Origin of the sequence: Roseibium polysiphoniae (assembly GCF_014842925.1) — a bacterium.
Classification (GTDB): domain Bacteria; phylum Pseudomonadota; class Alphaproteobacteria; order Rhizobiales; family Stappiaceae; genus Roseibium; species Roseibium polysiphoniae.
In genome coordinates this window covers 205,828-225,786 of sequence record NZ_JACYXJ010000002.1, presented here as the reverse complement: position 1 = coordinate 225,786, position 19,959 = coordinate 205,828, and the positions used below count along the sequence as shown (strand labels likewise).

The following is a 19,959-nucleotide window of genomic DNA, read 5'->3' as shown; positions in this document are numbered from 1 at the left end:
GTGTTTTCGCTGGTAGACCTCGCGCGGCCTGGCGCACTCGCGCATTGACGTTGCTCAAGGAAGGGAGGATAAATTCAAAAAATTGCATATGTGGAGGAAAATCATGTCACGACCGTCCGTTCTGTTGGCCGATCCATCACGCCGCTCGATCCTGAAAGGCAGCGCCGCCTTGGCCCTGTCCCTTGGCACAGGCCTTGCCGCGAAGACTGCGCTGGCAAATCCGATGAAGCTCGGTGAAGCTGAGGTCCAGGTGTTTTCCGACGGAAATCTCAGCCTGCCGATGAACTTCGTTCTGCCGGAGCAGAGCCCGGAGGAAATCCAGGCGCTCTTGGAACCACATGGTCTGGCGAACGACACATACGCTCCCGATTGCAATGTCACCCTCTATCGCACAGGCGACCGACTGGTTCTGTTTGATGCCGGCGCAGGCGCCAACTTTCAGCCCAGCGCAGGAGATCTGCTTGGACATCTGGAAGACGCTGGCATCGATCCTGCGGAGGTGACCGACGTGATCTTCACGCACGGCCATCCGGACCATATCTGGGGCGTTCTGGATGACTTTGATGACCCGCTGTTTTCAGAAGCGCAATACTGGGTGCCCGAGGCCGAATGGGACTATTGGCGCGCCGATGACACCCTGGCCAACACGCCGGAGGAACGCAAAAGCTTCGTCGTTGGCGCAAGGAGCCGGTTTGACGCCATTGCCGATCAGGTCGAGATGATCCGGCCGGGCATGGAAGTCATCTCTGGCGTCGAGGCCATCGACACCTCCGGCCACACGCCGGGCCACATGTCCTATGTGCTCCACGGCGGCTCGGAAAGCCTGCTGGTGGGCGGCGACGCCATTGCCAATGCGGTTATCTCTTTTGAAAAGCCGGAGTGGCGCTCCGGTACCGACCAAGACCGCGAAAAGGGCGCAGCGACCCGCAAGGCGTTGCTGGACCGGATCGCCGGAGATCGCACGAAGATCATCGGCTATCACCTGCCCCATCCGGGCGTCGGCCGCGCCGAAAAGGCCGGCAACGCCTACCGGTTTGTCGCCGAAGGCTAGCCAGCCGTCCGGCCGCCAGAGCCAACATCGTTCCGGCGGAAGGCGGCAAGTGCCGATCCTTCAACCAAGATCGCCAGGCCAACACGGGCACCAAAGGCCATGGACACCATCACCAGCGGCACGGAGACGGCCAGGGTCGAAAAGCCCGTGATGCCCTGCCCTACGGTGCAGCCCATGGCAAATACACCTCCGACGCCCATGAGCGCGGCACCCAGAAGATGGCGGGAGAGTTCCCTAGCATCATCACAGGCCTCCCACCTTGTGTCCTGCCGCCACCGCGCGCCGGCGATCGCGCCCAGCAAGGTTCCAAGGATCAGGCCGACGCCATAGTCCGGCAGCGTGCCCGTATAGGTAACGAACTGCAGGATCGTGTCTCCGACCGGCACGACGAATGATCCCGCCTCGATCTGAACCGGCGCAAACGCCTCGCGGGAGACAAATGTCGTTGCCCACCAGCCAAAGGCGATGGCCGCACCGATGAGGACACCTGTCACGATCTGCAGGCCTTTGCGGCGGTAACGAGTATCCCGAAAGATCCAGAACAGCAGCGCGGCGAGGACAACCAGCACGACAGGCGTTCGCACATCCGCCCCAACCCATGCGGAGATGAGACTGCCGAGCGACTGGTCTCCGGCAAAGGACAGATCGAGCGCGAGATTATCGACGAGGAACACCCGCCCCTGCGCGATCAACCCGCGCTGCGCGGCCAAAGCCGAAAGCCCAAGAACAATCAAAACCACGAGAGCTCGAAGACTGCCACCGCCAAGCCGGACGACCGCGCCAAAGCCACAGGTGCCGACGAAAGCCATGCCGAGCCCGAAGAGCGCGCCACCGAGAATGGCGCCGGTCCAGGGCAAGGAAGCATCCAGATAAAAGGACTGGTCGATGGCGGCGAGCCCTGCGGCATTCAACGCCTGTGTCAGGGCAAGTGCAGTCGCCGCCGCAAGCACCCACGTCCGCAAGCCAGTCGCATCGCCCGCATACCAATAGCGTTCGAGCGACGACATGGTGCAAAAACGGTTCACCCTCGCCACGAATCCGAGCACTGCACCCGCAGCAAGCCCGAGAAACGGCAAGAGCACCTGGGGATCCAGGTCTCCCATCGGCTTTCTCCTCCCAAAGCCATATATGCCGGTCTTTGCCAGCTTTCTGTCAGCCTAGAGCAAAAACGGTCGCAGATGAAACCGTTCACCTTCACCAAGGCTGATAAACTGCTAGTCGAGCGCTCTGCGGGAAAAGAAACTGGCCGACGTTAGTCCTGATCCGGGCGCGCGTCCTTGCAGAACAACTCGTAAAGTGCGCCGATGATGTCGCGGACCTCGCTGTCGGTCAGGCTGTAGAAGATCATCCGCCCTTCGCGGCGCGACGCAACAAGCCCGTCCGAACGCAAACGCGCCAATTGTTGGGAAACAGCAGCCTGCGGCATGGTCAGGATGTCTTCAAGCTCCGAAACCGACTTCTCCCCCTCGGACAAGAGGCAAAGGATTAGCAAGCGCACTTCATGAGACAGCGACTTCAGCAGGTCGCTGGCCTTGCGGGCCTGTTCGACCAGAAGCTGGAATTCCTCCGGATCGGTTCCTGATGTCAGGATCGGAAGGTTCATGATCGTTTGCCATTCCCGTTTGAAAGACTGATGAGCCGCCTGCGGGTCGCAATTACACCAGATTGGCCCGTGAAGAAAGCGACGGCAGGTTTCAGTTGATCGATGTCGATGACAATTTCGAGAGCATGTCGTTGAGCACCGGCCAGAAGAAATGCGCGCCCGGATACCCGCGCAGCCGGGCCACCTCTTCGCCGTCTTCCACCAGGATGAAGGTCGGGGTCAGACGCTCACGGCGAACCTGCCCGAGATCGGCCGGCCAGCCCTCGGTGATGTCCACCCGGCGCAACGGCGCCAGCTTGCCCTCTTCCGTGTTCGGATAGGCCGTTCCGATCTCCTCGTTCCAGCGCTTGCACCAGGAACAGCCAGGCTGTTCCAGCATCACCAGCTCGGCTGCCCGCGCAGGTAATTGGGCCGCCAGAAGCATGATCGCCAACATCAGCGTCAGCAGCAGACCTGGGGCCAAGCGTGTCGTAAGGGCTGTGATTTTCGTGTGCACCCATCACCTCATCAAATTCTCTGATTGCAATATATATCAAGTTTTGAATATTTTAAATCACCAGTCGGTGAACGGATCATGGGAGGAGCCAGGGTCCGGGCATCGCTCAGAGGGAGGAGAGAAATGCTCGACGTGTCGATCGGCGCGGCCTTTTTGGCCGGCTTGCTGTCTTTTGTCTCCCCTTGCGTCCTGCCGATCGTGCCACCCTACCTGTGTTACCTGGCCGGCGTCAGCGTCGCCGAGCTGAAGGGTGAAACGGCAACGGCCGCAACAAGCCGGCGCATTGTGTTGTCGTCCGTCGCCTTCGTGTTGGGGTTCTCGGTGGTCTTTGTCGCTCTCGGCGCGACCGCCAGCGTGATCGGTCAGTCGATCGCCCGCTACTTCGACACCCTGTCGATCATTGCCGGGATCATCATCATCATCATGGGCCTGCATTTTCTCGGCCTTTTCCGGATCTCCCTGCTGTTTCGCGAAGCCCGCGTCCAGGTGGAGCGCAAACCGCCAGGCCTTTTGGGCGCCTTTGTCATGGGGCTCGCCTTTGCCTTTGGCTGGACGCCCTGCGTCGGCCCGGTTCTGGCCGCGATCCTGTTCATGGCCGGGTCCACTGGCAGCACCGGCCAGGGAGGCCTGCTGCTCGCCGCCTACGCCCTAGGCATAGGCATCCCGTTCATTCTGGCCGCCGCCTTTGCGAGCCGGTTCCTTGGATGGGCCTCGCGGTTTCGAAAGCACATGGGAACCGTCGAGAAGGTCATGGGCGGGTTTCTCGTATTGACCGGCCTTCTCTTCGTCACCGGCCAGATGTCGACAATCGCCTTCTGGCTTCTGGAAGCCTTCCCCGTCTTCAGCCAGATCGGCTAGGGCGTGGGTCACACATGGAGGACATCATGATCAAGTTGCTCAGATCCCTAGTTCTGGCTGGACTTCTTGGCGTGCTCTCAGCGCCGGCGGCACTCGCAGCCGAAATGGGCGAAGACGGGCTGCACAAGCAGGACTGGTTCACCATCACCTTCCGCGACATGGCAGAGGACATCGAGACAGCCACCGATGAGGGCAAACGCCTGGCGGTCATCTTCGAACAGCGCGGCTGCATCTACTGCCGCGCGATGCATGAGAAGATCCTCTCCGACCCGGAGGTATCCGACTACATCAAGGCCAACTTCATGGTCGTTCAATACAACATGTTCGGCGATGAGGAGGTCATCGATCTGGACGGCGACACGCTCACCGAAAAGTCGGCGGCTCGCAAATGGGGCTATGTCTTCACCCCGACAATCGTGTTCCTGCCCGAATCCGTACCGGAGGGCAAAACGGTCGCAGAAGCCGCCGTCGCCACCATGCCCGGCGCCTTCGGCAAGTGGACATTCTTGAACATGTTCCGCTGGGTCCAGGAAAAAGGCTACGCCGGAGACGAGCATTTTCAGAAATATCATGCTCGTATCATCAATGACTTACGTGAGGAAGGCCGTCTCGGAAACGACTAGAAGACGCAATTTTCAGTGGTGTTTTCAATGTCTGTCAAAAGACCTATTGGCAACACATGCAGAAAATCATATATTTTATTCGAGGAGGAGGTCGGAACGCCCAAACGTTCCGGCTTGAGGACCGGGCCCACCGGTCCCGAAAGAGGAGGAAAGCCGACGCGATGACCAAGGGCTTAAAAATCATATTTGCGGCTGCGTCTTTCGCGCTTGCCGGATCGGCATTTGCCGAGACGCTAGCGCCGGACGACGTCGAGATCGTCGACATGGAGGTCACCGCCTCCCTGACCGGCAAACCGGGCGATGCCACCATCGGCCGGGAAACATTCGCTGATCGCAAGAAAGGCAATTGCCTTGCCTGCCATGTCAACGCGGATCTCAGCGACCAGCTGTTCCACGGTGAAGTCGGCCCGCCCCTTGACGGGGTTGGTGATCGCTGGACCGCGCAGGAGCTGCGCGCGATCGTGATCGACAGCAAGGAGGTCTTCGGCGAACAGACCATCATGCCCGGCTTCTACACCATGAACGTCGGGATCAACGTTGCCGAAAAGCACAAGGGTCAGACCATCCTGTCCGCTCAGGACGTGGAAGATGTGGTTGCCTACCTGACGACGCTTTCCGAATAGCCTTTCAAGACCAAGGAGAAAGGGATGTCCCTTACCAGACGCGAAGCGCTCGGCCTGACCGCAGGTGCTGCCGCCTTCATCACCTTCGGCGGACAGCTCGCCCATGCGGCCGCAGCTGAAACCGAAGAAGCCATCAAGGCCTTTTCCGGCGGTGCCATGCCCGAAAGCGGCAAGATCAGCCTGGAGGCGCCGGAAATTGCAGAAAACGGCAATACGGTTCCCGTTTCTGTCTCAGTCGACAGTCCGATGACCGCAGACAACTATGTTGAATCGGTTCTCATTCTCGCCGAGGGCAACCCGAGCCCGGCCGTTGCCACATTCCACTTCACCGCCATGAGCGGCGAAGCGGCTGCCAAGACGCGGATCCGTCTTGCCAAGACGCAGAATGTGATCGCGGTCGCCAAGATGAGCGACGGCACGACATTCATGGACAAAAAAGAAGTCAAGGTCACCATCGGCGGCTGCGGCGGCTGATCGGGCAGAAGGATAGACACAATGGCAGCACCTAAACCGCGCGTTAAGGTCCCCAAAAAGGCTTCCAAGGGTGAAGTGGTCACGCTGAAGACGCTGATCAGCCACCCGATGGAATCCGGTCAGCGCAAGGACAAGCAGGGCAACCCGATCCCGCGCAAGATCATCAACAAGTTCACCTGCGAATACAACGGACAGGTCGTTTTTTCATGCGACATGGATCCGGCCGTCTCGGCGAACCCCTACCTGGAGTTCACCGCCAAAGTGGAAGACAGCGGCACGTTCAAGTTCACCTGGGTGGACGATGACGGCAGCGCCTACACCACCGAAAAGAAGCTTGCGGTCGAATAAGCGAGAGCCGGAGCAATCCGCAATCGCGCAAATCGGGAGGAGACGATTTGGCCAAGATATATAAGACAGGCGTACTGCTTGCCGGCCTGCTGACCGCAGGCATGAGCAGCGCCGCCCTTGCCGGCGGACCGGTGGACGAAAAGCTGGTGATTGATGACGAGCTTGAGATCATCACGCGGACGGCGGCCCCGGAGGGGCATCCGCTCGATGAAGTGATCTCCGGCTGGCATTATCGCACCGAGGAAACCCGGGCCCTGGAGGCTGACAGCTTCCAGAATCCGGGCATGCTCTATGTCGAACGCGGCGAGGAAATCTGGAACACCGTGGAAGGCGATGCCGGCAAGTCCTGCGCCTCCTGTCATGGTGACGGCGAGGAATTCCTCAAGGGGATCGGCGCGAACTATCCCAAGTGGAATGCGGACGCGAACAAGCCGTTCAACCTCGAGCTTCAGGTCGATCAGTGCCGCGAAGAGAACATGCAGGCAAAGCCCTACAAGTTCGACGCTGCAGACCAGAAGGCCCTCGTCACCTACATCAAGCATCAGTCCATCGGCATGCCGGTCGAGATCGATCTGAGTCAGGGCGAGATGCAGGAGTGGTGGAAGAAGGGCGAGGAAACCTACTACACCCGCACAGGTCAGCTGAACCTGGCCTGCGCGACCTGTCATGAGGACTACAACGGCAACTATATCCGCGCCGATCACCTCAGCCAGGGCAACGTCAACGGCTTCCCGACCTACCGGCTCAAGCAGTCGGCCATGGTGTCCCTGCACAACCGTTTCCGCGGCTGCATTCGTGACACACGCGCCGAGTTCCCGGCAGCATTTTCCGACGAGCTGATGGCTCTGGAGGTCTATGTGACGTGGCGCGGCACAGGCCTGTCGGTTGAGACACCTGCGGTCCGCCAGTAACGGCGACGCATGAGACCAGGTGCGGCGGGTGATCGCCGCACCTTTTGACCGGGGCGCAGAGAGACGTCCCACGATTTTAATATCATCGGCAAGCCAGGCTCCGGTGCACGCTTGACGTGTGCCAACGGGATAACCTTGCCCGATTGCAGCTGATGCGCAAGCACCTGCCGATGAGCTGGAGGTAGACATGTTTTCACGTCGCGAGTTCCTGATGGCCGCAACCGCCACGAGCGCCCTGCTCGGCTCCGGCATGGCCGGCGGCTGGTCAAAGCTCATGGCCCAGCAGGGCCTGAGCGAGGACACGCTTCTGTCGATGGAGCCGAAGGGCAATTTGACCCTCGTCCACATCACCGACATTCATGCCCAGCTCAAGCCGCTCTATTTCCGTGAGCCCTCGATCAATCTGGGCATCGGCGACGTCAACGGCCTTCCTCCCCACGTGACAGGCGCCGATTTCCTCAAGCTCTATGACATCGAGCCGGGCTCGCCGGATGCCTATGCTCTGACGTCGGAAGACTTTGTTTCCCTTGCCAAGACGTATGGCCGCATGGGCGGCATGGACCGGGTCGCGACGATCATCAAGCGGATCCGCTCCGAGCGCGGGGCAGACAACTGCCTGCTTTTGGACGGCGGCGACACCTGGCAGGGCAGCTACACGGCGAACAAGACCCTCGGCGAGGACATGATCACCGTCATGAACTCCCTGGAGCCGGATGCCATGACCGGCCACTGGGAATTCACCTACGGAACGGACCGGGTTCAGGAAGTCATCGACGCCCTGCCCTTCGCCTTCCTCGGGTCCAACATCTACGACAACGAATGGGACGAACCGGCTTTCGAGGCCTGGAAGATGTTCGAGCGCGGCGGATCCAAGATCGCCGTGATCGGTCAGGCCTTCCCCTATACGCCGATTGCCAATCCGCGCTGGATGATCCCGGGCTGGTCCTTCGGCATCCGCGAGGAAGACATTGCCAAGCATGTGGAGGAAGCTCGCGCCGAAGGGGCGGAAGTCGTCGTGCTTCTCTCCCACAACGGGTTCGATGTGGATCGCAAGCTCGCCTCGCGCGTCGACGGTATCGATGTGGTCCTGACGGGTCACACCCACGATGCCCTGCCCGAGCCGGTGATCGTCAATGGCACGCTGGTGATCGCCTCAGGCTCAAACGGAAAGTTCGTTTCCCGTGTCGACCTCGACGTGAAAGATGGCAAGGTGGCCGGCTATGGCTATCGCCTGATCCCGGTCTTCTCCGATGTCATTACGCCTGATGCGGACATGGCGGCGCTGATCGATGAAGTGCGTGCGCCCTTTGCGGACGAACTCTCCCGCAAGATCGGCACGACCGAGAGCCTTCTGTACCGCCGCGGCAATTTCAACGGCACCTTCGATGACCTGATCTGCCAGGCACTGCTGGAAGAGCGCGACGCCCAGATCTCCCTCTCGCCCGGCTTCAGATGGGGCACCAGCCTTCTGCCGGGTCAGGACATCACCGTCGAGGATCTCCACAACGCCTGCGCCATGACTTATCCGGCGGCCTACCGCTCGCAGATGAGCGGTCAGACCATCAAGGACATCCTGGAAGACGTTGGCGACAACCTCTTCAACAAGGATCCCTACTACCAGCAGGGCGGCGACATGGTTCGCGTCGGCGGCATGGGCTACACGATCGACCCCAACAAGGAAATCGGCGAGCGCATCTCCGGCATGACCTTGCTGGCGACGGGCGAAGCCATTGATCCGGCGAAGGATTACACGGTCGCCGGTTGGGCCTCGGTCAATGAAGACACCGAAGGTCCAGCGATCTGGGACGTCGTCGAAAACCACCTGAGCAAGCACCCGACCGTCAAGCTCCCGGACAATCAGTCCGTGAAAGTGGTCGGCTGAACCAGGGCCTATCTGAGGCCACCAAAGAACCAGCATGACATTTGCCAGTAACCCGAGGAATTGAGATGAGTGACAAAAAGGCTTCGGGACAGCCTCCCAAGGACAGCGGTCCGGACATGAACCGCAGGACGCTGCTGAAAGCAGGTCTTGCCACCGGTGGTGCCGCCGCCAGCGCGGCCGCCCTTTCCGGCGCAGCCATGGCCGACAGCGATCGCCTGATCACCGAGATCCAGGACTGGAACCGCTACCTGGGCGATGGCGTTCAGGCCAATCCCTATGGCATGCCCTCGGAATTTGAGGCCCATGTGGTTCGCCGCGATGTGGAGTGGCTGACCGCTTCGACCGAAAGCTCGATCAACTTCACACCGCTCCATGAGCTGGACGGGATCCTGACCCCGAACGGCCTTTGCTTCGAGCGCCACCACGGCGGCGTTGCCGAGATCAGCCCCGCTGACCATCGGCTGATGATCAACGGCCTGGTCGACACCCCGTTGGTCTTTACAATGGAAGACCTGAAGCGGTTCCCACGCGAAAACCGGATCTATTTCCTGGAATGCGCAGCCAACTCCGGCATGGAATGGCGCGGCGCACAGCTGAACGGCTGCCAATACACCCACGGCATGATCCACTGCGTCATGTACACCGGCGTGCCGCTGAAATACCTGCTTGAGGAAGCCGGCGTAAAAACCACCGGCAAATGGGTGATGCCCGAAGGCGCTGATTCCTCAGCAATGACCCGATCCATCCCGATGGAAAAGGCACTGGACGACTGTCTGGTCGCCTTCAAGATGAACGGCGAGGCCCTGCGCCCCGAGCAAGGCTATCCGCTCCGCCTCGTCGTTCCTGGCTGGGAAGGCAACATGTGGGTCAAGTGGCTCCGCAGGCTCGAAGTCGGCGACCAGCCCTGGCACCAGCGCGAAGAAACGTCGAAATACACGGATCTTCTGGCCAGTGGAAAAGCCCGGCGCTTCACCTGGGTGATGGATGCCAAGTCCGTTGTCACCAACCCGAGCCCGCAGGCGCCGATCACCCACGGCAAGGGTCCGCTCGTCATTTCGGGCGTCGCCTGGTCCGGCAACGGCAAGATCACCCGCGTCGATGTTTCCATTGATGGCGGCCGGAACTGGAAGACCGCACGTCTCGACGGGCCGAGCCTGCCAAAGGCGATGCATCGCTTCTATCTGGACATCGACTGGGACGGCTCCGAGCTGCTGCTCCAGTCCCGCGCCATGGATGAGGAAGGTTTCTTCCAGCCCACGAAGGACGAGCTGCGCATCGCCCGCGGCGAAAACTCCATCTACCACAACAACGGCATCCAGACCTGGCATGTCAAAGGAGACGGGACGGTTGAAAATGTCGAAGTTGCTTAAATCTCTCTCCCTGACGGCAGCCCTTCTGTCCCTGCCTGTCCTTGCCACATCGGCTCTGGCCGAAGGTGACGCGGTCGCCGGCAAGAAGGTGTTCAAGAAATGCGCGGCCTGTCACGCAGTCGGCGACGGCGCAAAAAACAAGGTCGGCCCGCAGCTCAACGACATCTTCGGCCGCACGGCCGGCGGTCTCGACGGCTACAAATATTCCAAGGCCATGATCAAGGCCGGAGAGGAAGGCCTCGTCTGGGACAATGAAACCATGGGGACCTACCTCAAAAAACCGAGGGCCATGATCAAGGGCACCAAGATGGCCTTTGCCGGACTGCGCAAGGACAAGGACCTCGACAACGTCATCGCCTATCTGGCGACATTCTCCGCCGAGGCCCCGGCCAGCACGCCCTCAGATGACAGCGCAGCAGCGCCGGCTCCGGAAAAGACCGAAACGGCCGCTGCATCGAAACCTGCGCCGGCCGCAACAGCCTCCGAAGCAGGTGCGGGCAAGGTCTTTGGCCTGGGTCGTGTGGCGACCCATGAGGAAGTCGCAGCCTGGGACATCGACATCCGCCCGGATGGCGCAGGCCTTCCTGTCGGTTCCGGCACTGTCGCGGTTGGCGAAGAGCTCTTCACCGACCAATGCGCGGTCTGTCACGGCGACTTTGGGGAAGGCGTCGGGCGCTGGCCGGTGCTGGCCGGTGGCCAGGACACGCTGACGGAAGAACGCCCGGAAAAGACCATCGGGTCCTACTGGCCCTATCTGTCGACGGTCTATGACTACGTGCGCCGCGCCATGCCTTATGGCAACGCCCGTTCCCTGTCCGACGACGACGTTTATGCCATCACCGCCTACCTGCTCTACCTCAATGATCTGGTGGACGATGAAGACTTCAAGTTATCTGACAAGAACTTCCTCGAAGTACGCCTTCCAAATGAAGAAAACTTCATTGCGGATGATCGCGAAACCGAAGCGCATTTCGCCTCCAAGGGAGAGCCTTGCATGGAAAACTGCACCGACACGCCTGTCGAGATCACCATGCATGCCCTCATCCTGGATGTGACGCCGGGAAGCGGCGATGACAATGCCGGAGCCGGTGCCGTGGACTAGGTTTCGGCGCAAAAACTTGCGGCGGACCGAAGGGAGGTCGGACGATGGCAGGGACAGGAACTCAAACGAAGAACCGGCGAACGGTGGGCCCCCACTGTCTGAACCGGCGTGTTCCCGCCTGGCATCGACCGATCTCCACTTTCGTCCTCTCGTTCCTATGCGCCTTGGCAGCGCTGACGACATCCTCCCTCGCAGAACCACCGGCCGATGCCAAGCGCGGCCAGAAACTCTACAGGGCCTGCAAGGCCTGTCATGAGATTGGTGTAGACGCCCGCAACGGCGTCGGACCGCATCTGGACGGACTGTTCGGCCGCACCGCCGGCTCCATCGAAAATTTCAAGTATTCCTCCGCCATGCGCATCCGCGGCGGCGCCGGTCTTGAATGGACCCAGGAAACCCTCGACGCCTACCTGGAAAAGCCACGGGCCTTTGTCGGAGGAACGCGCATGTCCTACCGCGGCATGAAAAAGCAGCAGGATCGCGACGACCTGATCGCTTACCTGCGCAAGGCTTCTGACCGCGACCCGGCCGCACATCCGGAAATTCCAAAGCCGGCTCACCCTGAAATCGGCGCCGAGGCGATGGCGCTCACCGGGGATCCCGACTACGGCGAATATCTCTCAAGCGAATGCGTGACCTGCCATCAGTTGTCCGGACGCGCAGACGGCATTCCCTCCATCATCGGCTGGCCCAAGGCTGCGTTCATTCGGGCCCTCTTCGACTACAAGACCAACGTCCGCAGCCATCAGGTCATGCAGAACATGACCGCGAACCTCGGCAATGAGGAAATAGCGGCCCTTGCGGCCTACTTCGGCTCCATAGATCCGCAATAATCGAAAACAGGAAGGAAACGTGATGACCCGAATTTCCCGACGTACATTTGGATTGTTCGCTGGCGCAGGAGCTGCATCTCTCGCCCTGCCCCTCTATGCACGTGCCCAGGGCAAACCCAAGGTGGTGATCATCGGCGGTGGCGCAGGTGGGGCAACCGCGGCCCGCTACATCGCCAAGGATGCAGGCGATGCCATTGACGTGACCCTGATCGAGGCCAACCCGACATACACCACCTGCTTCTTCTCCAACCTGTACCTGGGCGGCTACCGCACGTTTGAATCCATCACCCACAGCTACGACACGCTTGCCTCCAACTACGGCATCACCGTTGTGAACGGCTATGCCCAGGCCATCGACCGTGCCGCAAAATCCGTGACGATGGCCGATGGCTCCAAGGTCGATTATGACCGGCTGATCGTCGCGCCCGGCATCGATCTGATCTGGGACAGCGTCCCCGGCTATTCTGAAGAAGCCGCTGAAATCATGCCGCATTCCTGGAAGGCCGGCCCGCAGACCAAGCTGCTCAAGGCAAAGCTGGATGCGATCGAGAACGGTCAGCAGATCGTCATGGTCGCCCCGCCCAATCCCTACCGCTGTCCTCCCGGTCCCTATGAGCGCGTGTCCATGTTCGCCCATGTGCTGAAGGAAAAGGGTTTCACCGACAGCAAGATCACCATCATCGATCCCAAGCCGAAATTCTCGAAACAGGCCCTGTTTCAGGAAGGCTGGGACAAGCACTATCCGGGCATGATCGAATGGTACGGACCGGATGTTCATGGCGGCATCGCCAGCGTGGATCCGGCAAGCGGGCAAGTCGAAACGGATCTCGACACGTTCCAGGGCGACCTGGTGAATGTCATCCCGGCGCAAAAGGCCGGTATGATCGCTGCCAGCGCCGGTCTTGCCAACGAAAGCGGCTTCTGCGCCATCGACCCCTATTCAATGCGATCCAAGGTCGACGACAATGTCTTCGTCATCGGCGACGCATGCATTGCGGGCGATATGCCGAAATCCGGCTTCTCCGCCAACAGCCAGGCCAAGGTGGCGGCCATGGCCGTCCGCGGCGACCTCATCGACTCCAAAGTCTTTCCTGCCAAATATTCCAACACCTGCTGGAGTTTGATCGAAAGCAATGACGGCGTGAAGGTCGGCGCACAATATGCGGCAACGGACGAGAAGATCGCCTCGACGTCGAAGTTCATCAGCCAGACTGGCGAAGACAACGCGACCCGGCAGGAAACCTATGAAGAATCTGTTGGCTGGTACGAGGGCATCACGACCGACATCTTTGGCGCGTAAAGCGCAGGCGCACGAGGGATCGGTCTCTAGATGACCTTTCTCTCAGCCCCTTTGTCTTCACTCAACAGGCTCCGGCGCTCCTCAATTCCCCTCGCGCCGGGGCCTTTTTTGTGCGTTCATGCGCCCAAGCAATCAACATGTGCAATCAAGGAGGTTTCGAATGGCGACGTCTCGTGACCTGCAAGACGAAATCCGGGCCCTGAAGGCCGAAACGACCGCGCCGAAGCGCCGCCGAAAGCGTCAGCCTGCATCCAAGGCAGCCGCCAAGGCGACAAAGCCCGCAGGTCAAGCTGAAACAGAGGACGCGGTCCAAGCTGACCCTCAGACATCTGAGGCGCCACACATTGAAACATCTGCCGAAGCTTCAACCGAAGAGAAGTTCGCTGCTCATCTGGATCTGACGCAACTGTCGGAACAGCTCAGCACCCTGGTTGAAAGCGCGGAGCACGAAATTCAGGAACATCCCGTCCGTGTGGTTCTGGGCGCCTTTGCGCTCGGGATCATCGTTGGGGCCGCATTACGCCGATAGGAGCGCACTATGGAAAGCACCGTTCGCAACCTGCGCATCATCTGGCGCGCTGAACTTCTGATCATTGAGGCGAAACTTCAGGTCGCCGCCAAGAAGATCGGCGCCACGGCCTTTGCCGGCCTGGTCCTCATCTTTGGTCTGGCCATGCTGAATGTCGCAGGTTTCTTCGCTCTGGAAGAGATCTGGGGGCCAAGCTACGCAGCCCTTGCCGTCGCCGGAGTCGACTTTCTGGTGGCCATCATCCTTTTGCTGTGGGCCTCCGGATTGAAGACCGGCCCTGAGCTGGAGCTTGCAAAGGAAGTTCGCGACGCGGGCCTTGAAGAGCTGGAGGCAAAAGCCGAGGATCTTCAGGAGGAAATCGAGCGCACACGAGACGAATTGATCGGCCTCAAGAACAGCCTGACGTCCTTTGCCAAAAACCCGCTCGACGGTGCTCTCGCCGGACTGCTGACGCCTATCCTCACGCTGCTCATCAAGTCCATGAGCAAGAAAAAGGACTGAGCACCGTCAATACGGCGGCAAGTGTCCATCCGTCTTTCCCGAAGTGCCGCAAAAGAAAAACCGGAGCAGCCGATCAGGGCAACTCCGGTAATTGCTTTGTTTTCAGTCTTGTAGAGATCTAGACGGTTCCGCCGAGACTGCCTTCCAGGGCAACCATTTCCTGCCCCCCGGCCATCAGATCCTGCAGTTCTTCCGGCGTGATCTGGCCGCGCTGCGCGGTGCCGAGGGTCTTGCCCCGGTTCAGCACCGTGAACCTGTCCCCCACCGCCATGGCATGGCGAACGTTGTGGGTGATGAACACGACCGCGATCCCCTGCTTGCGCACCTTGTCGATGGTGGCCAGAACATTGGCTGTCTGGCGCACACCAAGTGCAGAGGTCGGCTCGTCCAGGATCAGCACCTTGGCGCCGAAATAGACTGCACGGGCAATCGCCACTGTCTGGCGTTCACCGCCGGAGAGCGTTCCGACCGCCTGATCGGGACCCCGCAGGTTGATGCCCATCTTGCGCATTTCGGCCATGGTGACTTCATTGGCATGATCATGGTCGAAGAACCTCAGCGGCCCGAACTTGCGCAAGGGCTCATTGCCCATGAAGAAATTGCGGCTGACCGACATCAGCGGGATCATCGCAAGATCCTGATAGACTGTCGCAATTCCGGCCGTCATCGCCTCGCGTGGACGGTCGAAGCTCATGGGCTTGCCTTCGAAATGGATTTCGCCATTGGTCGGCTTGTGCACACCAGACATGGTCTTGATGAAGGTCGATTTCCCCGCACCATTGTCGCCAAGCAGGCAATGACATTCACCGGGGAAGACTTCAACCGAGACACCGGCGAGCGCAATGACCGAGCCGAAATGCTTCTCGATGTTCTTCATCTGAACGATGGGCGCATGTTCCGTCGTCATCTTATCTCTCCCCGGTAATCATGCGGCGAACATAGGTGTTGAGGATTACCGCGAAGAGCAGGATCACACCCAGGAACACACGAAAGAGAGAACTCTCCACGCCTGCAAAGAACAGACCTTGCTGGACCACGCCGAAGATCAACGCCCCGAGCGCGGCACCAATCACCGAGCCGTAGCCACCCGTCAGCAGCGCTCCGCCGATGACCACCGCGATGATGGCCTCGAACTCCTTCAGCAGCCCGCGATCCGCACCCGCCGATCCGAATTCCATGACCTGGCAGGTCGCGAAAACGGTCGCACAGAAGGCGGTGAACATGAACATCAGGATCTTGACCCGGTTCACCGGAACGCCTGCATAGCGCGCCGCCTGAGCATCTCCGCCCGCTGCGAAAATCCAGTTGCCGAACCGCGTCTTGGTCAGAACCACATGGCCAAAAAACACAAGAACCAACGCCCAGACGATCAACATCGGCACGCCCTCAACCACCGGCATTCCCTGGCGGGTGCCACGTTCAAACACGGCGATGATGCCCGCCTCGCCCATCCACTGGAACAGGCCCGTCAGGATCTTGCCGCCGAACACCGGCGCCAGCCAATCCCCCTCTGCCGCATCCTTGATGCCGCCAATGATGGTTTTCCGCTCGATGGTCTGCGGAAAGAAGATGGTGAAGCCGCGCAAGATGAACAGGAACGCCAGGGTCACGATGAAGCTGGGCAGTCCCGTGCGCACCACGATGATCCCGTTCAGCGCTCCAATAGACACGGCCAGAGCAAAGGTGACGATGATGGCCAGCCAGACCGGCCAACCGAGGGTGACACTGAAAATTGCAATCATCATGCCGGAGAAGCCGATCATGGAGCCGACCGAAAGGTCGAACTCACCGGCGATCATCAGCATGCAGGCCCCGACGGCGATGATCATGAATTGAGCCGAGACCTGGCTCCAGTTCATGATGCCCTGGCTGTTGAACATGCCGCTGTCGAAAGCAAACAGCGCAAACAGGGTAAAGACGATGACGGTGCCCACGATCCCGCCCAGCTCCGGGCGGATCAGACTTTCGCGAAGGCGTGAGCGTTGGATAACCCGCTCGTCCTCGACGGTTGTGGGGGCTTGAACTTCAGACATGGTGATTGCCTTAGCTGGTCCGTTCAAAATGGAAAAAGGGCGGCAGATATGCTCTGGCCGCCCCCAATTGGCAGGTTTTTAGCGGTATTCGCCCGCGAACTTTTCAACCATCTCAAGTCCGTCCGCGGTCACGAAACCCGGGCCGGAGTTGATGTTGTTGCCCGGCAGAACGCCGTAGCGATGGTAGTTCGTCATGACGACGACCGGCAGATAGGCCTGCAGGAACGGCTGCTGGTCAATGCCCCAGTTGATGACGCCGGCCTTGATGCCCTTGACGATTTCCTCGCCCAGATCAAACGTGCCGAAGTAGATGTCGCCAGCCAGACCGGTTTCATCCAGCGCCAGAAGGGTCGGATCCGCACTGGTCGGGCCGAGCGTCAGGATGGCATCTGTGTCCGGATTGGCCGAAAGGTAAGCCTGAACCTTGTTCTTGATTTCCGAGGGATCCTGACCGGAATCGATCATCTGGTTGCCCAGCTCGACACCGAGGCCGTCGGCAAAGCCCTGACAGCGTTCCGTGGAAGACGGCGAGCTGATGTAGTGGTTCACACACAGGAAGCTTGCAACGCCGTCGCCCTTGGCGCGAAGGCCGGCGGCATGACCTGCATCATACTCAGGCTGGCCCACATACATCAGGGCACCCACCTCACGGGCCTGGTCCGGCGTACCGGAGTTCATGATGATCACATCGACACCAGCGTCCACTGCGGCCTTGATCGGACCGGACAGAACGTCATAGTCGCTGAGCGTGGTGATGATCCCGTTCGGGCCGCTTGCAGCAGCCTGTTCGATGATGCGAGCCATGTCGGCAAGGTCACCGGTTGGCGGATTGCGGTACTCGACCTCAACATCCATCTGCTCGCCGGCCAGCGCGATGCCGTTCTTGATGGTGTTCCACCAGCTGTCGCTGTCGGGTGCATGGCTGACCAGAATGTATTTCTCGCCCTCGGCTGACGCCCCTGAAACGGCCATCAGCGGCGCAGCGGCAACAGTCAGCGCCAACGCCATCTTCTTCATTAGTGATGTCATTATAATCCTCCCAGAATTCGCCAGGATGTGGCGGAAGAACGGCTCCTCTCCGTCACTTCGAGTCTGACTAAAACACACCTCGTGAAATTTTGCAACCGGTTGCAAATATTGTATTAACGTTTCATGCTGCGCGGATGCGAGAAACTGGCTAAAAGATCCGAGGGAAGGATCTGGAGATCGGATGACGATGGTAGTGACGTTGAAAGAGGTTGCAGAACGGGCAGGCGTTTCGCGCTCAGCCGTGTCCAGAGCCTTTACCGATGGCGCTTCCGTCTCCGACAAGATGCGCCGAAAGGTGGAGAAGGCAGCCCGCGAACTTGGCTACAGCCCGAACGCCCTCGCCTCGTCCCTGACCACCGGACGCACCAAGCTGATCGGTCTGGTCTCGAACAACTTTCACAACCCGATCTTTCTGGAGGTCTTTGACCTCTTCACACGCGGCCTGCAGGATCGCGGCCTGCGCCCGCTGCTGGTCAACCTGACCGACGAAACCGATCCGGAGAACTCGGTGCGGATGCTGCGCCAGTATTCCGTCGATGGTGTCGTGGTCGCGTCCTCCACGCTGCCGCCTGGCTTTGCCAAGGCCTTTCGCGACGCGCGCGTTCCGGTGGTTCATTCCTTTGGCCGGTACTCAAGCGCACCCCAGGTTCATGTGGTCGGGATCGACAACATGGAATGCGGCCGTATGGCCGTGCGTGAACTGGCCGCGCGGGGGCACAAGAAAATCGCCTTTCTGGGTGGACCGGAAACAGCGACCTCGACGCAGGATCGCCTGTCCGGCTTCATGCAGGAGGTCGCTCAGCATCCCAAGATCAAGGCGGCCTACTCATATGCAAATGCCTATTCATTTGAGGCAGGCCGTCATGAGATGCTCCGCCTTCTGGAACAACCGAACCACGCAGAAGCTTATTTCTGCGGCGATGACGTTCTGTCCATCGGCGCGCTTTCAGCAATCAGGGAGCGCGGATTGAGCGTGCCGGACGACATCGGCATTCTCGGTTTAAATGACATGGAAATGTCGGGCTGGGAAAACATCAACCTGACCACAATTCATCAGCCGATCCGCCAGATCATCACGTCTTCCATCGAGCTCATGGTCGCCATGCTCGACGAACCGGACCGCTATCCAGAGGCACGGATTTTTCCCTGCTCGGTCGTGGAACGCGGCACGCTGAAACTAATCACCAAATAAGACGCGAATGCCGGGAGAACCGGGCTCAACACCCGGTTCCTTGTTCAGTCAGTCGCAGCGCATTCAGGTACGGAACATGGGCGGCCGGGCATCAACCCAGGCCCCGTTGTCCTTCGCCGAGGCAACGGCAATGTGCACAGCAGCCATGGAACGCAAGCCATCCGCCGCATTGGGCAGCCCATCCCTCACCTCGCCGCGGATGGCATCAGCCAATTCGCAATAGATGTTTGCGACCGCCAGCGGGAAACCTTCCGGATGAGCAATTGCCACACGAGAGAGACGCTGCGCCTCTTCATGCAAACCACCCTCGCCCTTCTCGATGACTTGGGTGCGGCCACCCACGGGCGTGTAGATCAGCTGGTTCGGCTGTTCGGAGGCCCAACGCATTCCACCGGTTTCACCGAAGATCTGAATGTCGAACCCGTGCTGACGCCCGATCGCGACCGATGACGTCCAAAGGCGGCCAACGGTTCCGCCGGACAAGCGAAAGTTGACCATGGCGTCGTCTTCCAGCTCCCGGCTGGAAATGGTCGAGGCAAAGTCTGCGGACAGTTTTTCAACCTGGTCGTTGCAGATGAAGCTGGCCATATGCAGCGCATGAATGCCGCAGTCGGCGAATTGCCCGGAAACACCGGCCATTGCCGGATCATAACGCCAACGAACCCGCGGGTTGTCTGCGTCGCCTGCATCGCCGTGGTGGCCATGGCTGAAGTTGGTCACCACCAGCCGCACCTTGCCGATTTCTCCGGCGCGCACCATGGCCCGCGCCTGCCGGATCATCGGATAGGCCGAATAGCAGTAGTTCACCGCACAGATCTTGCCGGTCGCCTCAGCCACACGGACGATCTCCTCGCCCTCTTCAACGTTCATGGTCATCGGCTTTTCGCACAAGACGTTGAAGCCGGCTTCCAGGAACGCCTTGGTGATCTCGAAATGCGTCGAGTTCGGCGTCGCGACCGTGACCAGATCCACCCGGTCCGCGCGATCTTTCTCACCGGCCAGCATTTCCTGCCAATCGCCATAGGCCCGGTCCGCAGCAACGCCCAGGCGCTGCGCATATTCACGGCCAACATCAGCCCGGTGATCCAGCGCACCTGCGGTCAATTCGAACAGGCCGTCGGCCTGCGCACCCAACCTGTGGGCGGGTCCGATCTGGCTGCCTTCGCCGCCGCCGATCATGCCCCATCTCAATTTAGCCATC

General features: G+C 60.1%; 22 protein-coding genes. 15 read left to right on the top strand and 7 right to left on the bottom strand.

Annotated features, from left to right (window positions below; all coding sequences use genetic code 11):
• The first annotated feature begins 103 nt into the window (after nt 1-103).
• A complete protein-coding gene (locus IG617_RS04775) occupies nt 104-1,051 on the top strand; it encodes an MBL fold metallo-hydrolase (protein WP_192107842.1) in 948 nt (315 codons plus the stop codon).
• On the opposite strand, the gene IG617_RS04770 is transcribed toward IG617_RS04775, so the two are convergent.
• The 3 genes from IG617_RS04770 to IG617_RS04760 all read right to left on the bottom strand — a co-directional run bounded on the left by IG617_RS04770 (nt 1,048) and on the right by IG617_RS04760 (nt 3,150).
• Nucleotides 1,048-2,154 (bottom strand): YeeE/YedE family protein, encoded by a 1,107-nt coding sequence (locus tag IG617_RS04770; RefSeq protein ID WP_192107840.1) that lies wholly within the window; start codon nt 2,152-2,154, stop codon nt 1,048-1,050. The genes IG617_RS04775 and IG617_RS04770 overlap by 4 nt on opposite strands.
• 149 nt (nt 2,155-2,303) lie before the next feature.
• Nucleotides 2,304-2,654: an ArsR/SmtB family transcription factor gene (locus IG617_RS04765; protein ID WP_192107838.1), complete on the bottom strand. Its 351-nt coding sequence runs from the start codon at nt 2,652-2,654 to the stop codon at nt 2,304-2,306.
• 91 nt (nt 2,655-2,745) lie between these two features.
• Nucleotides 2,746-3,150 carry a transcriptional regulator gene (locus tag IG617_RS04760; RefSeq protein WP_338109938.1) on the bottom strand — a complete coding sequence of 135 codons (405 nt, stop codon included), beginning with the start codon at nt 3,148-3,150 and terminating at the stop codon, nt 2,746-2,748.
• Between the two features lie 123 nt (nt 3,151-3,273).
• On the opposite strand from IG617_RS04760, the gene IG617_RS04755 reads away from it, so the two are divergent.
• The 13 genes from IG617_RS04755 (at nt 3,274) to IG617_RS04695 (ending at nt 14,504) form a co-directional block, all read left to right on the top strand.
• The gene (locus IG617_RS04755; protein ID WP_192107836.1) at nt 3,274-4,008 is read left to right on the top strand and encodes a cytochrome c biogenesis CcdA family protein; all 735 of its coding nucleotides are present in this window, start codon (nt 3,274-3,276) and stop codon (nt 4,006-4,008) included.
• Nucleotides 4,009-4,034: 26 nt separating this feature from the next.
• Nucleotides 4,035-4,631 (top strand): thioredoxin family protein, encoded by a 597-nt coding sequence (locus IG617_RS04750; protein WP_192107835.1) that lies wholly within the window; start codon nt 4,035-4,037, stop codon nt 4,629-4,631.
• A gap of 161 nt (nt 4,632-4,792) precedes the next feature.
• Nucleotides 4,793-5,254: a sulfur oxidation c-type cytochrome SoxX gene (gene soxX / locus IG617_RS04745; protein WP_192107834.1), complete on the top strand. Its 462-nt coding sequence runs from the start codon at nt 4,793-4,795 to the stop codon at nt 5,252-5,254.
• A 24-nt stretch (nt 5,255-5,278) separates the two neighbouring features.
• The gene (gene soxY / locus IG617_RS04740; protein ID WP_192107833.1) at nt 5,279-5,728 is read left to right on the top strand and encodes a thiosulfate oxidation carrier protein SoxY; all 450 of its coding nucleotides are present in this window, start codon (nt 5,279-5,281) and stop codon (nt 5,726-5,728) included.
• Between the two features lie 21 nt (nt 5,729-5,749).
• Entirely contained in the window at nt 5,750-6,076 is a 327-nt protein-coding gene (gene soxZ / locus IG617_RS04735) for a thiosulfate oxidation carrier complex protein SoxZ (protein ID WP_192107831.1), read from the top strand.
• 101 nt (nt 6,077-6,177) lie between these two features.
• The gene (soxA, locus tag IG617_RS04730) at nt 6,178-6,987 is read left to right on the top strand and encodes a sulfur oxidation c-type cytochrome SoxA (protein ID WP_192108491.1); all 810 of its coding nucleotides are present in this window, start codon (nt 6,178-6,180) and stop codon (nt 6,985-6,987) included.
• Between the two features lie 187 nt (nt 6,988-7,174).
• Entirely contained in the window at nt 7,175-8,869 is a 1,695-nt protein-coding gene (soxB, locus tag IG617_RS04725) for a thiosulfohydrolase SoxB (protein WP_192107829.1), read from the top strand.
• 65 nt (nt 8,870-8,934) lie between these two features.
• Nucleotides 8,935-10,239 carry a sulfite dehydrogenase gene (gene soxC / locus IG617_RS04720; RefSeq protein ID WP_192107827.1) on the top strand — a complete coding sequence of 435 codons (1,305 nt, stop codon included), beginning with the start codon at nt 8,935-8,937 and terminating at the stop codon, nt 10,237-10,239.
• Nucleotides 10,223-11,341 (top strand): c-type cytochrome, encoded by a 1,119-nt coding sequence (locus tag IG617_RS04715; RefSeq protein ID WP_192107825.1) that lies wholly within the window; start codon nt 10,223-10,225, stop codon nt 11,339-11,341. The genes soxC and IG617_RS04715 overlap by 17 nt, the downstream gene beginning before the upstream one ends.
• Nucleotides 11,342-11,385: 44 nt before the next feature.
• The gene (locus tag IG617_RS04710; protein WP_192107823.1) at nt 11,386-12,174 is read left to right on the top strand and encodes a c-type cytochrome; all 789 of its coding nucleotides are present in this window, start codon (nt 11,386-11,388) and stop codon (nt 12,172-12,174) included.
• A 22-nt stretch (nt 12,175-12,196) separates the two neighbouring features.
• Nucleotides 12,197-13,474 (top strand): NAD(P)/FAD-dependent oxidoreductase, encoded by a 1,278-nt coding sequence (locus tag IG617_RS04705; protein WP_192107821.1) that lies wholly within the window; start codon nt 12,197-12,199, stop codon nt 13,472-13,474.
• Nucleotides 13,475-13,634: 160 nt separating this feature from the next.
• Complete coding sequence (locus IG617_RS04700) at nt 13,635-14,003, top strand: hypothetical protein (RefSeq protein ID WP_192107819.1); 369 nt, start codon at nt 13,635-13,637, stop codon at nt 14,001-14,003.
• A 9-nt stretch (nt 14,004-14,012) separates the two neighbouring features.
• A complete protein-coding gene (locus IG617_RS04695) occupies nt 14,013-14,504 on the top strand; it encodes a phage holin family protein (RefSeq protein ID WP_192107817.1) in 492 nt (163 codons plus the stop codon).
• A gap of 118 nt (nt 14,505-14,622) precedes the next feature.
• On the opposite strand, the gene IG617_RS04690 is transcribed toward IG617_RS04695, so the two are convergent.
• The 3 genes from IG617_RS04690 to IG617_RS04680 form a co-directional block, all read right to left on the bottom strand.
• Complete coding sequence (locus IG617_RS04690) at nt 14,623-15,381, bottom strand: ATP-binding cassette domain-containing protein (RefSeq protein WP_216859556.1); 759 nt, start codon at nt 15,379-15,381, stop codon at nt 14,623-14,625.
• 31 nt (nt 15,382-15,412) lie between these two features.
• On the bottom strand, nt 15,413-16,537 hold the full coding sequence (locus tag IG617_RS04685) for an ABC transporter permease (protein ID WP_192107815.1): 1,125 nt from the start codon (nt 16,535-16,537) through the stop codon (nt 15,413-15,415).
• A gap of 78 nt (nt 16,538-16,615) precedes the next feature.
• Nucleotides 16,616-17,566: a sugar ABC transporter substrate-binding protein gene (locus tag IG617_RS04680; RefSeq protein ID WP_192107813.1), complete on the bottom strand. Its 951-nt coding sequence runs from the start codon at nt 17,564-17,566 to the stop codon at nt 16,616-16,618.
• A 181-nt stretch (nt 17,567-17,747) separates the two neighbouring features.
• On the opposite strand from IG617_RS04680, the gene IG617_RS04675 reads away from it, so the two are divergent.
• Nucleotides 17,748-18,758 carry a LacI family DNA-binding transcriptional regulator gene (locus tag IG617_RS04675; RefSeq protein WP_254170440.1) on the top strand — a complete coding sequence of 337 codons (1,011 nt, stop codon included), beginning with the start codon at nt 17,748-17,750 and terminating at the stop codon, nt 18,756-18,758.
• A gap of 63 nt (nt 18,759-18,821) precedes the next feature.
• Here IG617_RS04675 and IG617_RS04670 read toward each other — a convergent pair whose 3' ends face one another.
• Nucleotides 18,822-19,958, bottom strand: coding sequence for a Gfo/Idh/MocA family protein (locus IG617_RS04670; RefSeq protein ID WP_192107811.1), 1,137 nt, complete (start codon nt 19,956-19,958; stop codon nt 18,822-18,824).
• Nucleotide 19,959 lies beyond the last annotated feature (1 nt).